Source organism: Pseudomonas sp. SK (genome assembly GCF_012975065.1).
Taxonomy (GTDB): Bacteria; Pseudomonadota; Gammaproteobacteria; order Pseudomonadales; family Pseudomonadaceae; genus Aquipseudomonas; species Aquipseudomonas anuradhapurensis.
Map to the genome: position 1 here is coordinate 606,088 of NZ_CP051857.1, position 13,504 is coordinate 619,591.

Consider the following 13,504-nt stretch of genomic DNA (forward strand, 5'->3'; position numbering starts at 1 on the left):
ACCGAGTCGCCCTCTTCGCGGGTATGCCCGCTCCCACATAGGCCTGCGCAGAACCTTTGTGGGAGCGGGCCCGCCCGCGAAGAGGCCAGAACAGACAACGGAATAGTCCAAGGTAGTACCGCATGCCCTCCAGCCTCGCCAGCGACACCCCACGCCTGCCCTCCATCGATACCCTGCTGCGCCACCCGGCCTGCCTGCCGCTGATCGACCGCTACGGCCGCGACGCCGTGCTGGCCACCCTGCGCCAACTGCTCGACGACCTGCGTGACCCCGCCCGCAACGGCCAGCTCAGCGCCGCCGAGCTCGCCGCCGAGGTTCTGCTGGGCCGCGCCGGCGAACGCCTGGCCCACCAGCAGCGCAGCCAGGTCCGGCGCGTCTTCAACCTCACCGGCACCGTACTGCACACCAACCTTGGCCGCGCCCTGCTGCCGGAGGAAGCCATCGAGGCCATGCAGACCGCCGCCCGCTACCCGCTCAACCTCGAATTCGACCTGGCCACCGGCAAGCGCGGCGACCGCGACGACCTGATCGAAGGTCTGATCCGCGAGCTGACCGGCGCCGAAGCCGTCACCGTGGTCAACAACAATGCCGCCGCCGTGCTGCTGGCGCTCAACAGCCTGGGCACGCGCAAGGAGGGCATCATCTCCCGTGGCGAACTGATCGAGATCGGCGGTGCTTTCCGTATTCCCGACATCATGGCTCGCGCCGGCGTGAAGCTGCACGAGGTCGGCACCACCAACCGCACCCACGCCCGCGACTACGAGGCCGCCATCAATCCGCGCACCGGCTTGCTGATGCGGGTGCATTGCAGCAACTACAGCATCCAGGGTTTCACCACCCAGGTGCCCACCGCCGAGCTGGCGCGCATCGCCCACCAGCATGACTTGCCGTTGCTTGAAGACCTGGGCAGCGGCAGCCTGCTCGACCTGACCCGCTGGGGCCTGCCTGCCGAGCCGACCGTGCGCCAGGCCCTCGCCGACGGCGCCGATATCGTCACCTTCAGTGGCGACAAGCTGCTGGGCGGGCCGCAAGCCGGGATCATCGTCGGTCGCAAGGCGCTGATCGCCAGGATCAAGAAGAACCCGCTCAAGCGCGCGCTGCGTGTCGACAAGATCACCCTCGCGGCCCTCGAAGCGGTGCTGGCGCTGTACCGCAACCCCGACCGCCTGGCCGAACGCCTGCCCAGCCTGCGCCTGCTGACCCGCAACCAGGCCGACATCCAGGCCCAGGCCGAGCGCCTGGCGCCTGAGCTGAAGGCTTGCCTCGGTGAGCAATGGCAGGTCAGCGTGGCGCCGGCACTGGGCATGATCGGCAGCGGCAGCCAACCGGTAGCGCGCCTGCCAAGCGCAGCGCTGTGCCTGCGCCCACAGGTGTCGAAGAAGCTGCGTGGGCGCAGCCTGCATGTGCTGGAGCGGGCCCTGCGTGCCCTGCCGGTGCCGGTGCTCGGCCGTATCGACGACGATGCCCTGTGGCTGGACCTGCGCCAGCTGGATGACGAAGCCCAGTGGCTGGCGCAGTTGCCTGCCCTGCAACTGGGGCCGGTGCAGTGATCGTAGGAACCGCCGGCCACATCGACCATGGCAAGACCGCATTGCTGCAGGCCCTGACCGGCCAGGCCGGGGACCAGCGCCAGGAAGAGCGCGCCCGTGGCATGACCATCGATCTTGGCTACCGCTATGCGGCGCTGTCCGAAGGGGCCGCGCTGACCGGCTTCATCGACGTGCCGGGCCATGAGCGCTTCATTCACAACATGCTGGCCGGCGCCCATGGCATCGACCTGGTGCTGCTGGTAGTGGCTGCCGACGATGGGGTGATGCCGCAGACTCGCGAGCACCTGGCCATCATCGAACTGCTGGGTATTCCCCAGGCCCTGGTGGCGATCAGCAAATGCGACCGGGTTGAGCCGGCGCGCCTGGCCGAAGTGCAGGCGCAGGTCGATGCACTGTTGGCGCCGGGGCCCTATGCCGGGGCGCGGCAATTTCCGTTGTCGAGCGTCACCGGCGAAGGCGTCGATGCCCTGCGCCAGGCCCTGCTGGCGGCGCAACAGCAAGTGCGCCAGCGCAGTACCCGCGGCGGTTTCCGCCTGGCCGTCGACCGTGCCTTCGCCGTTACCGGCGCGGGTGTGGTGGTGACCGGCACCGCGCTGGCCGGGCGAGTCAGTGCCGGCGAAACCTTGCTGCTGGGCAAGGCTGGCAAGCCGGTGCGGGTGCGCGGCCTGCATGCACAGAACCAGGCCGCACTGGTCGCCGAAGCGGGCCAGCGGGTGGCACTGAACATTGCTGCCGAACGCTTGGCGGTAGAGCAGCTGCATCGAGGTGACTGGCTGGTGCCCGAGTGGCTGCATACGCCCAGCATGCGGGTCGATATCGAGCTGAACCTGTTGCCGGGCGAAACCCGCACCTTTGAACATTTCAGCGCCGTGCACGTGCACCTCGGTACCCAGGATGTCACCGCCCGGGTGGCATTGCTCGAAGGGGAAACCCTGCTGGCGGGCCAGCGCATGTTCGCCCAGTTGCTGCTCAACGCGCCGCTGCAAGCGGTGCACAGCGACCGCCTGGTACTGCGCGACCAGCGCGCCCAGCGTACCTTGGGCGGTGGCAGGGTACTCGACCCGTTTGCGCCAAGCCGTCAGCGCCGCAGCGAACAGCGCCTGCGCCAGTTACAAGTGCTGCGCGATGCCGAGGACCTGGAGCAGGCCCTGCCGGCTCTGCTCGCCAGCGCCCCGGGAGGCATCGACCCGCAGCGCCTGGAGCGGCAGTTCAACCGCCTGCGCGATACCTGGCAGTTGCCAGATGATGCGCGGGTGGTAGCCACCCGGCAGGGTCAATTGCTGTTTGCCAGTGACCAGTGGCAGGCGCTCAAGCGCCTGGTGCTGGGGCAGTTGGCGCTGTTCCACGAGCAGGAGCCCGACCAGCTGGGCCCGGACCGTGATCGCCTGCGCCGTTTTGCCGCGTTGCCGCTGGAACGGCCCGCTTTCGTCAGCCTGGTGGAAGAGCTGCTCGATGAGGGCGCCATCGCCAGCAGCGGCCCCTGGCTGCACCTGCCGGAGCACAAGGTGCAGCTGAGCGAAGCCGACAGTGCATTGTGGGCCCGCTTGCAGCCCAGGTTGCTGGCCGGGCAATACGATCCGCCGTGGGTCAGGACACTGGCGAGCGAAGAAAATTGTGCCGAAGCCGATGTGCGCCTGTTGCTGCGCAAGCTGGCCCGGCTGGGCCTGGTGCACCAGGTGGTGCGCGACCTGTTCTACCCCGAGGCGACGCTACGGCGCATGGCAGAGCTGCTGCTGGGGCAGGCCAGGGAAACGCCGATAGTGCAGGTTGCCGCGTTTCGCGATATGTTGGGCATCGGTCGTAAACGCAGTGTGCAGATTCTGGAGTATTTCGACCGCATTGGCCTGACCCGGAGGGTGGCCGATCAGCGTCACATTCGCGCCGACAGCGCCCTGGCCCAACAGCAGGCCAGGCACTGAGTTCAAGGAAGGCAATCGCGCCCGGTGGCGCGGCCGGGCTTCAAACCCGGTTGGGGACGGCAGCCGTTCCCGGGCAGGTTCGACTCCCGCTGCCTTCCGCCATTTTCCGTTGCCTGTCAGGGCCCTTTAACGGCTAAAACCGCTCCCACAAAGGCTACATAGCCCTGAGACCGGTACCGTCCTGCGGGTTGGGGTTACCCACACCCACAAGGGGCTTCACGGCCATTGAGGCTTGTCCAGCCCCCGTAGGAGCGGATTTATCCGCGAAGCGGCAGCGAAGGAAGAACCTAAGCCCGCTCCCCACACAGATCCAGCGCGAACCACTGTTCGGCTGCATCCACGTCCAACCCCGCGCCCAGCAGCGCCAGCATCTTGCCCAGGGCTGCCTCGCGGGTCATGCCGCCACCGCTGACCAGCCCGGCCCCGCGCAAGCGGTTACCGGCCGCATAGGTATCGAACACCACCGAGCCCTCTGGGCACTGGCTGATCGCCGCCAGCAACACGCCGCGCTGGCGCGCCGCGCTCAGCACATCCAGCAGTGCCTGGTCGTCCGACGGCCCGGTACCACTGCCATAGCACTCCAGCAGCAAGCCTTGCACGCCACTGTCCAGCACGGCTTGCAGATGGCAGGCCTGCAGGCCTGGGAACACCGGCATTACGGCCAGGTTGACCGCCTGGCGCGGGTGGCGGTAACCCAGCTCGGCGGGAATCGCCGCCGCCCGCTCGCCGTCGCGATGACGCGGCAGCGCGGCAAAGGCATCGAAGGCCTCGCTGCGCTGCTTCGATGCGCGGCAGCCATGCAACAACTGGCCGTGGAAGTACAACTGCACGCCATCCTGCAGGCCGTGTTCGAACTGGCGCAGCGCGCCACACAGGTTATCCCAGGCATCGCTGCCAGCCGCACCTGCCGGCAGCATCGAGCCGGTCAGCAGCACCGGCACCGGCAGGCCCAGCAACAGGAACGACAAGGCAGCAGCACTGTAGGCCAGGCTGTCGGTGCCGTGCAGTACCAGCACACCGTCGTGGCCAGCGTCCACGGCTGCGACGATGGCATCGCGCATCGCCAGCCAGTTGTGCTGTTGCATGTTGGCGCTGTCGAGCAGCGGGTTCATTTCCTGCAGGGCCCAATTTACCTTCGGCGCATCGGCCATCAAGGCGAAATGCTCGCGCATCCGCGCTTCGAAACCACCTGCCGGCGCCAGGCCTTCGGGGGTTTCGAGCATGCCGATGGTGCCCCCGGTATAAAGTACGAGGAGATTCTTTACTGCACGCATGGAAAGCATCCGTAGCGGTGAGCGGAAAAAGAAAAGCCGCCCGCGGATGGGGCGGCTTGGCAGGCCAGGATATCAGCGCTGGGTTTGCGCTTGGCCAACTGCTTTGTCAGTGGCGCTTTCCACCTGCGGATTGGCAGGCCAGGCGTTGCGGTCCAGGTCGAGGTCGGCGAATTTGGCCGAATCGAACACCGGCTGGTCGACACCCGCCTTGCGCTGTTCGTCGTAGTCGCGCATGACTCGCAGGCCGACCTTGAACAGCAGGGCCAGGGCCACCAGGTTGACGAATGCCAGGCAGGTCATGGTGATGTCGGCGAAAGCGAACACGGTCGACAGGTCTTGCAGCGAACCCCATACCACCAGCGCCAGCACCAGGCCGCGGAACACCATCAGCACCACGCGGTTGCGGCTGAGGAACTGCAGGCTGTTCTCGCCCAGGTAGTAGTTGTAGAGGATGCAGGTGAAGACGAACAGCGACAGTGCAACGCTGACGAACACGCGGCCCCAGTCACCGACCACGGCGGCCAGCGAGTTCTGGGTCAGGACGATGCCGTCACCTTCGAAGCCTGGGGTGTAGAAGCCCGACAGCAGGATCAGCAGGGCGGTGCAGGTGCAGATCACGAAGGTGTCGAGGAACACGCTGAAGGCCTGGACCACGCCCTGGGCACCCGGGTGTTTCACCGCAGCCACGGCGGCGACGTTCGGCGCACTGCCCAGGCCCGCTTCGTTGGCGAACACGCCACGCTTCACGCCCATGACGATGGCACTGCCGAGCAGGCCGCCAAACGCCGGGTCGAGGCCGAAGGCGCTCTTGAAGATGGTTTCCAGCATGGCTGGCACGTGCTCGATCTGGGTACCGATCACGTACAGGGTCACGCCGATGTAGGCCAGGGTCTTGACCGGTACCAGCAGGTCCGACACCGCGGCGATGCGCTTGATGCCGCCGATGAAGGTGATGGCCAGCAGCACGGCGAGGACGATGCCGGTGTGCTTGGGGTCGAAGGCGAAGGCGTTCTGCAGCGAGTGGGTCACGGTGTACGACTGCAGGCCGATGAAGGCGAAGCCGTAGGTGACCAGCAGCAGGATCGAGAACACGATGGCCATGCTTTTCAGTTTCAGGCCGTGCTCGATGTAGTAGGCCGGGCCGCCACGGTACAGGCCGTCGCCGTCGGCGCGCTTGTAGACCTGGGCCAGGGTGCATTCGAAGAAGCTGCTGGACATGCCTACCAGTGCGGTAACCCACATCCAGAACACCGCGCCTGGGCCACCCAGGGTCACGGCAATACCGACACCGGCGATGTTACCGGCGCCAACACGGCCGGCCAGGCTCAGCATCAGGGCCTGGAACGAGCTCAGCTGGCCTGCCTGGCCACGCAGCGATTCTTTGAACACACTGAACATGTGAGCGAAGTGACGGAACTGGACGAACCGGGAACGGATGGTGAAGTAGCTACCCAGCCCCACGATCAGCACGATGAGCAGTTTCCCCGAGAGGAAATCGTTGAGTACTTCGAGCATTGGAAAATGACCTCGATTCTTATTGTTCGTGTGGAATGACCAGCGGATGGCAGGCACACCGCTATTCGTTGGCGCGCATGGTTGGCTATGACAAGAGCGGTTACAATTTCGCGGGTTGCTCCAATTTGGTGCGAATTGCTGCTACACTGGCGTCATTCGCGTCACCTGGGTTCCGTGTCATGAGCGATAATTTCGCTACCAACCTCAAATTTGCCTGCAGTCATTACCGCTCTATCTCCGAAGTTTGCCGCCAGCTCTCGATCAATCGCGCCCAGTTCAACAAGTACCTGAGCGGGCAGAGCCGTCCGACGGCTTTCAACCTCAAGCGCATCAGCGATTTCTTCGGCGTCGAAGAATACGAGCTGAATTTGCCGCCCGAGCAGTTCAGCCAGCTGATCGGAGCCCGCGCACCTGCGTTGGTGGAACAACCTGGCGACCCGATCAGCGAGCTGTTCCGCCCGTTGCACGATCACGGCGGCAACCTGTCGCGCTATTGCGGCTATTACCTGGAGTATTCCAACTGCCTGTCGGTGCCGGGCACCGTCCTGGTGTCGCTGGTGCACTTGTGGGAGGAGCGTGGGCGTTTCCTGTTCGAGCGTGAGGAGCGCCAGGAGCGCTCCAGCACCATCGACCACCATGCCGAGGTGCGTTGCCGTTACCTGGGCGCGGCGTTCCAGCTGCAGGACCGGATGTTCCTGGTCGACTACGAGTCGCTGACCTTCAATGAGATGAGCCACACCATCCTCATCCCCAGTTTCAAAAGCCGCATCACTCGCCTTAACGGCTTGAAGGCGGGCGTATCCAGTGGTGACCGGCGCAACCCGGCGTGCACCCGGGTGGTGTGGGAGTACCTGGGCGAGCAGATCAATCGCGCCAGCATCTTCCGCCAGGTGAAACTGTACCAGCCGGATGATCCGCGTATAGATGACGATATACGTGAGCGGTTGAGTGAGCGGCCGTTGCGTAACAGCCTGTTCGAGATCGAGTAACGCTCAACGCCTCAAGCAGTGTCGAGGATGAACGTGGCTACCGCATCGGCCACCTGGTCTGCGATGGCTGGTGTACTGCGCAGATGCGCCGCGATGCCATGGTCGCAGTCTGTCAGAAACAGGCATTGCAAACGCGACGGTGAAACGGCCCTGATCAAGGCGAGGGTAACTTCTTCCGGGATCGGGCTGTAGCGTTCAGTGCCGGCAAGCCACAGGTTGCCAGCGCTGGTTCCGGGTGTTTTGCCGAATTTCTGTGAATTGAGGCCGTCGTACTCGCCGATCACCAACATTACCTTCCCTTGAAACTGGTTGAGGAAGGCATAGCTGTCGCTCAGCAGAAAACCAAAAGGCTGGCTGATGGCTGCTGTAAATGCCGGGCCGAACGGCGCATGGTGGGCTTGGTCTGGATAGACTGCCGGGCAGATCAGTACGATTTTGTCCACTTGAGGCATCTTCGCTGCAAGCTTGAGCGTGATTGCCGCGCCAAGACTATGGCCTATGAGCGTTCGACATCGCGGTGCAATATGCGCGTGGAAGCGCAGTGCTTCATCAAGGTTGGTCGCCAATGATGGCCATACTGCGCCTGGCTCGGCGGCGAGGCTATGGCCTGACAGATTACCGGTAAGTGAACCAACGCCTGCGGCTTGCAGGCGGTAGAGCAGGGGGTTGAGCCGGGTAAAGTCGGAGCGCGCGCCTCCCAGGACGAATGCTGGGGCTGCGCGCTCGACATCAGGTACCAGCAACCGCGCCTGTTGCTGGTAGTTTCCAAAAACTTCATCGATGAATAATTCTGTACCCGGTGCGGGCTCGTCGAACTGCCATTGCAGCCGTTGAGAAGAACTCTTTTGGAAGTGCATGGTAGTTTTCTGGAAGAGCCAATGATCGGTGCCACGGTCACGCAGAACAGGCTAGTCGATATCGTTACCTCGCGCGATTGTCCTTTGCTTTTGGATTGAAGGCAAAGTGTGAAACGCCTGGCTGGCAAGTGGCGAGCCAGTTATTCAATGCAGTTTTGCTGTGGCGTGGAAGTCAGCTCATTCCTGCTCCGTTGCAGGGGATTGCTGCCTGTGGCGGTTTTTGACTGGAATTACCCACGCTGTGGCAGTGAACAGGCCCGGTGTTGGACTTCCCGGGCGGGAAACCGCAAAATGACCCCTTTCCCTTGATCAACCTCTCCGGATCTGCTGACTCTATGCGTATGCGCCTAATGCTGTTGGGTGGTGGCAATGCCCTCGGGCAAGCGCTGATTCGTCTTGGGGCCGAGGAGGACATCGCTTTCCTGGCGCCGCGCCCGCCCGAAAATGGCTGGACCCCGGCCAGCCTTACCCAGTTGCTCGATGACCATCGGCCCGATGCGCTGGTCAACCTGGCCTACTACTTCGACTGGTTCCAGGCCGAGACGGTCAGCGAGCAACGCCTGGCCCTGCAGGAGCGGGCGGTGGAGCGCCTGGCAGAACTGTGCCAGCACCACCAGATCACCCTGGTGCAGCCTTCCAGCTACCGGGTATTCGATGGTTCGCGGGCCACGGCCTATAGCGAAAAGGACGAACCGGTGCCGCTGGGCCTGCGCGGCCAGGCACTGTGGCGCATCGAACAGAGCGTGCGTGCGGCTTGCCCGCAACATGTGCTGCTGCGCTTTGGCTGGTTGCTCGATGAAAGCATCGACGGCGCCCTGGGCCGCTTCCTGACCCGCGCCGAGCAACCGCAGGAATTGCTGCTGGCCGATGACCGGCGCGGCAACCCGACACCGGTCGACGATGCCGCCCGGGTCATCCTGTCGGTGCTCAAGCAGCTGGATTGCAATGCGCCGCTGTGGGGCACCTACCATTACGCCGGCAACGAGGCGACCACGCCGCTGGCGCTGGGCCAGGCGATCCTCGCCGAGGCCGGCCATTATCGCCAGCTGGCGGTACAGGCGCCGACGCCACAGGCACATGCCGCGCGGCCGGATGCCAGCGAAGAGCCGCAGCACGCCGTGCTGGCCTGCAAGAAAATCCTTCACACCTTCGGCATCAAGCCGCGTGCCTGGCGCGCTGGCTTGCCGCCCCTACTGGACCGGTTCTACCGCCATGGCTGACGCCCCCATCCTGATCACCGGCGGTGCCGGCTTCATTGGCTCCCACCTGTGCGATGCGTTGTTGGACAAAGGCTACGCCGTACGCATTCTCGACGACTTCTCCACCGGCCGGCGCGACAACCTGCAGGTCGATCACCCACGGCTGCAGCTGATCGAAGGCGATGTTGCCGATGCCGCGCTGGTGACCCAGGCGGCGGCCGGCTGCGGTGCCGTGGTACACCTGGCAGCGGTGGCCTCGGTGCAGGCCTCGGTCGAGGACCCGGTGCGGACCCACCAGAGCAATTTCATCGGCACCCTCAACGTCTGCGAAGCCATGCGCGTGCACGGCCTGCGCCGGGTGTTGTTCGCCTCCAGCGCAGCGGTATATGGCAACAATGGCGAAGGCGAATCGATTGCCGAAGACACCCCCAAGGCGCCGCTGACGCCCTATGCCGTGGACAAGCTGGCCAGTGAGCAGTACCTGGACTTCTACCGTCGCCAGCATGGCCTGGAGCCGGTGGTGTTCCGCTTCTTCAATATCTTCGGGCCGCGTCAGGACCCGTCCTCGCCTTACTCCGGAGTGATCAGCATCTTTTCCGAGCGCGCGGTGCAGGGCTTGCCGATCACGGTGTTCGGCGACGGCGAGCAGACGCGGGACTTCCTCTACGTGGGTGACCTGGTACAGGTGATGGTGCAGGCGCTGGAGCAGGCCCAGGTCGAGGAGGGCGCGGTGAACATCGGCCTCAACCAGGCCACCTCGCTGAACCAGTTGCTGGCGGCGCTGAAGACGGTGGTCGGAAGCTTGCCGCCGATCAGCTACGCGGCGGCGCGTTCGGGTGACATTCGCCATTCGCGGGCGGATAACCAGCGCTTGCTGGCGCGCTTCGACTTCCCGCAGGCGACGCCGATCGTCGAGGGCTTGGCGCGGCTTCTGGGTAAGGGCTGAACATCTCCGGGGGCGCTATGCGCCCCTATCGCGACGCAAGGCCGCTCCTACCGCGAGCGCGAAACTTCGGCTTGCGTGCCCCTCGGCCCCGCACGCGCCTGTAGGAGCGGCCTTGCGTCGCGATGGGCTGCGCAGCAGCCCCCGATAATCACGGATGCTGCACCACTTTGCGCTGGCAATCCTCGGCCGCCAGCACTCGCCCATCGCGGCTTCGAACCTGCAATATCTCCAGCGCCTGCCCGGTAACACCCTCCACCAACGCCGAACGCGCCTCACCGGGTTCGAACAGAAACCGCTCGCCCCATTGCCTCAAGCCGACCACCACCGGAAACACTGATCGGCCTTTTTCGGTCAGCACGTACTCCTTGTAGGCACTGCCATCCGATGCCGGTTGCAGTGTCAGCAGCCCGCTCTCCACCAGCAGCTTCAGGCGTGACGCAAGGATGTTCTTCGCCAATCCCAGGTTTTTCTGGAATTCACTGAAGCGCCGCAGGCCATCGAAGGCATCGCGCAGAATCATCAGCGCCCAGCGATCACCCAGCACCGCCAGGGCCCGTGCCACCGGGCAGCGTGCGTTATTTTCATCGAGCATTGTGGCCAACCTGTCCTGATCGTCTGGTTGCAGATTAAAACCACATTTGCTAGAAAGCCAGCATGTGGTTTCAATTCGAAACCAGATTGGCGAGACCCATCCTATGCCCCCTGTGCTGACACGCTGGACAACACTGCTGCTCGCCATTACCAGCGCCATGGCCGTGGCGACCGTGTATTTCGCCCAGCCGTTGCTCGAATCGATGGCCAACGACCTGGGCGTGGCGCAGCAGCGAATCGGTTGGGTCGTTGGCGCAACGCAGGCGGGCTACGCGCTGGGGCTGCTGATGATCGTGCCATTGGCCGACCTGATCGACCGCAAGCGCTTGTTGCTTGGGCAGCTAATGTTCTCGGCCTTGGCATTGGTCGGTGTAAGCCTGGCTCCCAACTGGCCGCTGCTGTTGCTGGCGCTGGCCATTACCGGGCTGATGGCGGTCATGGTGCAGGTCATGGTGGCGCATGCCGCGAGCCTTGCCGCAGCCGGCCAGCAAGGGCAAGCCGTGGGCACGGTCACCAGTGGGGTAGTGCTGGGGATATTGCTGGCGCGGTTGGCCTCGGGCGGGCTTGCCGATCTGGCCGGGTGGCGCAGTGTGTACCTTATAGCCGCAGGGCTGCTGCTGGTGCTGGCCCTGGTGCTGTGGCGCAGCTTGCCTTCGGCGCCGCCGGTGGCGCTGCGGTCTGGCTACCGAGCGCTGATCGTGGCCCAGTTCAGCTTGTATCGGCATGACCGGCTGCTACGCCAGCGCGGAATGTTCGGTGTGTTGATCTTCGCCGCGTTCAGCGTGCTGTGGAGCGCCATGGTCATGCCCCTGAGTGCCGCGCCATTGGCACTGAGCCACACCGAGATCGGCCTGTTCGGTATCGCCGGTGTGGCCGGCACGCTGGCGGCAGCGCGCGCTGGCCGCCTGGCCGACCAGGGGCTGGGGGAGCGCACCACCGGGGTGGCGCTGGCCCTGCTGACACTGTCGTGGCTGCCAACGGCCTTGGTCGGGCAGTCGCTGACGCTGTTCGTGTTGGGTGTGCTGATGCTGGATGTTGCCGTGCAGGCGGTGCATGTCACCAACCAGAGCCTGTTGCTGGCTGGGCGCAGCGCTATGGCCAGCCGCTTGATCGGCGCCTACATGGGTTGCTATTCGCTGGGCAGTGGGCTGGGGGCGGTGCTGGCGAGCTGGGTGTTTGCCCATTGGGGGTGGGCTGCGGTGTGTGGCCTGGGCATGGCCATCAGCACGCTCGCGCTGGGGTATTGGCTGTGGCTACGACGGGCGAGGGCGGCCGAAGCCGCCCTGCAGTGTTCGGGTCAGAACTTGTAGCCAAGGCCGACCATGTACACCCATGGGTCGACGTCGACGTCGACCTTGGTCTTGCTGAAGCCCAGGGCGGATGGGCCGTCGACGGTGGCTTTGGTGTCGATGTCGACGTACCAGACCGCGGCGTTGACCAGCAGGTTGTCGGTGAGCATGTAGTCCATGCCCAGCTGGCCGGCGATACCGACCGAATCCTGCAGTTTCAGGTTGCTGAAGCCCTGCTGCTTGCGAGCGCTGCTGAGGTCTTCATCGAAGAACAGGGTGTAGTTGATGCCCACGCCAGCATACGGCTGGAATTTGGAGCTGGGCTCCATCGGGTAGTACTGCAGCGACAGGGTCGGTGGCAGTTGCTTGATGTCTGCCAGCTTGCCATCCAGGCCGCCGCCCAGGCCCTTGACGCCGACGGTGTGCTTGAACGGGGTGGCAGCCAGCAGCTCCAGGCCGACGTGGTCGGTGAGCATGTAGGCGAAGGTCAGGCCCAGCTGGGTGTCGCTGTCCAGGGTAGCCTTGGTACCCGAAACCTTGTTGCCATCAAACTTGAGGTCGCCACTGCTTTCGTTGGGAGCGGTGGTGATGGCGCCGGCGCGCAGGATCATATCGCCTGCCTGATAGGCGTGGGCGGCGGGTGCGGCGAGCGCAAGGGCCACGAGTGAGGCGCCGAGCAAGGTCTTGTTCATGGAAGCTCCCAGAGGACGTGAGTAATCGAGTGGCCCAATGGTACGGATGCGTTTGAACAGAAAGTTTGACCCAGCTCAAAGAAGCGTCGTCACGAATTCGAAACAGTTCTCACTTCAGCTCATAAGCGTATATTTTCTCGGCTTCCATCTGGTAGCCGGCATCCGCCAGTTCGCTGGTGGAGGCTCTAACCTGCAGCTTTCCCTCGATCCAGTAAGGCTGGTAGAGGTCTTCGATGCGCACGCCCATTTCGCTGAAGATGTGTACGATCTGGTTCGACGGCGGCGGCGGCACATGAATGCACGCGCCGTAGTAGGGGACCAGCAGGAACTCGGTGGTGCGGCCTTCTTCGCTTACCTCCAGCGGCACGATGTAGCCGGGCAGCTTGATCTGCTGGCCGTCGAGGCTTTTTACCACCGGTGCATCGGGGGCCTGCTGGCGCGCCGCAGGTGCCGATTCGGCGGACAGCGCGTTGCCGAGCTGCGACATGTCGTGCAGCGGCGCGAGTTGCGGCGGGATGACCGGGGCGCCTTCGGGGATCAGCGAAGGCCAGTCCAGCTCGCGCGGTTCGGCGGCCCACAGCGGCATTGCGACTGTCAGCAGCAGCATCAGCAGTGTGTGCAGTGCCGGCTTCTTCGCGGGCGTGCCCGCGAACAAGGCCGTGAGGTTTCGGATCATTACGGCT

At 64.5% G+C, this 13,504-nt stretch carries 12 protein-coding genes and 1 tRNA gene; 7 read left to right on the plus strand and 6 right to left on the minus strand.

Annotation, left to right across the window (positions count from 1 at the left end):
- Nucleotides 1-122: 122 nt before the first annotated feature.
- The 3 genes from selA (at nucleotide 123) to HG549_RS02700 (ending at nucleotide 3,571) form a co-directional block, all read left to right on the plus strand.
- Entirely contained in the window at nucleotides 123-1,550 is a 1,428-nt protein-coding gene (gene selA / locus HG549_RS02690; protein ID WP_170028036.1) for an L-seryl-tRNA(Sec) selenium transferase, read from the plus strand.
- On the plus strand, nucleotides 1,547-3,469 hold the full coding sequence (selB, locus tag HG549_RS02695; protein WP_170028037.1) for a selenocysteine-specific translation elongation factor: 1,923 nt from the start codon (nucleotides 1,547-1,549) through the stop codon (nucleotides 3,467-3,469). The genes selA and selB overlap by 4 nt, the downstream gene beginning before the upstream one ends.
- A gap of 6 nt (nucleotides 3,470-3,475) precedes the next feature.
- Nucleotides 3,476-3,571, plus strand: a tRNA-Sec gene (locus tag HG549_RS02700).
- 185 nt (nucleotides 3,572-3,756) lie between these two features.
- On the opposite strand, the gene HG549_RS02705 is transcribed toward HG549_RS02700, so the two are convergent.
- Nucleotides 3,757-4,743 carry an asparaginase gene (locus HG549_RS02705; RefSeq protein WP_372241537.1) on the minus strand — a complete coding sequence of 329 codons (987 nt, stop codon included), beginning with the start codon at nucleotides 4,741-4,743 and terminating at the stop codon, nucleotides 3,757-3,759.
- A gap of 72 nt (nucleotides 4,744-4,815) precedes the next feature.
- Complete coding sequence (locus tag HG549_RS02710; RefSeq protein WP_170028039.1) at nucleotides 4,816-6,258, minus strand: sodium:alanine symporter family protein; 1,443 nt, start codon at nucleotides 6,256-6,258, stop codon at nucleotides 4,816-4,818.
- 179 nt (nucleotides 6,259-6,437) lie between these two features.
- Here HG549_RS02710 and HG549_RS02715 point away from each other — a divergent pair, with 179 nt between their 5' ends.
- Nucleotides 6,438-7,247 (plus strand): helix-turn-helix transcriptional regulator, encoded by an 810-nt coding sequence (locus tag HG549_RS02715; protein ID WP_170028040.1) that lies wholly within the window; start codon nucleotides 6,438-6,440, stop codon nucleotides 7,245-7,247.
- A gap of 11 nt (nucleotides 7,248-7,258) precedes the next feature.
- Here HG549_RS02715 and HG549_RS02720 read toward each other — a convergent pair whose 3' ends face one another.
- Nucleotides 7,259-8,104: an alpha/beta hydrolase gene (locus tag HG549_RS02720; RefSeq protein ID WP_170028041.1), complete on the minus strand. Its 846-nt coding sequence runs from the start codon at nucleotides 8,102-8,104 to the stop codon at nucleotides 7,259-7,261.
- Nucleotides 8,105-8,439: 335 nt separating this feature from the next.
- Here HG549_RS02720 and HG549_RS02725 point away from each other — a divergent pair, with 335 nt between their 5' ends.
- Nucleotides 8,440-9,324 carry a sugar nucleotide-binding protein gene (locus HG549_RS02725; protein WP_170028042.1) on the plus strand — a complete coding sequence of 295 codons (885 nt, stop codon included), beginning with the start codon at nucleotides 8,440-8,442 and terminating at the stop codon, nucleotides 9,322-9,324.
- Nucleotides 9,317-10,249: an NAD-dependent epimerase/dehydratase family protein gene (locus HG549_RS02730; RefSeq protein ID WP_170028043.1), complete on the plus strand. Its 933-nt coding sequence runs from the start codon at nucleotides 9,317-9,319 to the stop codon at nucleotides 10,247-10,249. Before HG549_RS02725 ends, HG549_RS02730 begins: the two co-directional genes overlap by 8 nt.
- A 148-nt stretch (nucleotides 10,250-10,397) precedes the next feature.
- Here the strand turns inward: HG549_RS02730 and HG549_RS02735 are convergent, their stop codons facing one another.
- Nucleotides 10,398-10,841 carry a helix-turn-helix domain-containing protein gene (locus HG549_RS02735; RefSeq protein WP_170028044.1) on the minus strand — a complete coding sequence of 148 codons (444 nt, stop codon included), beginning with the start codon at nucleotides 10,839-10,841 and terminating at the stop codon, nucleotides 10,398-10,400.
- A 103-nt stretch (nucleotides 10,842-10,944) separates the two neighbouring features.
- On the opposite strand from HG549_RS02735, the gene HG549_RS02740 reads away from it, so the two are divergent.
- On the plus strand, nucleotides 10,945-12,150 hold the full coding sequence (locus tag HG549_RS02740; protein WP_170028045.1) for an MFS transporter: 1,206 nt from the start codon (nucleotides 10,945-10,947) through the stop codon (nucleotides 12,148-12,150).
- Here HG549_RS02740 and HG549_RS02745 read toward each other — a convergent pair.
- Entirely contained in the window at nucleotides 12,138-12,821 is a 684-nt protein-coding gene (locus tag HG549_RS02745; protein WP_170028046.1) for an OmpW family protein, read from the minus strand. The two genes, HG549_RS02740 and HG549_RS02745, sit on opposite strands and share 13 nt — an antisense overlap.
- 109 nt (nucleotides 12,822-12,930) lie before the next feature.
- Entirely contained in the window at nucleotides 12,931-13,497 is a 567-nt protein-coding gene (locus HG549_RS02750) for a DUF3299 domain-containing protein (RefSeq protein WP_256666050.1), read from the minus strand.
- Nucleotides 13,498-13,504: the final 7 nt, after the last annotated feature.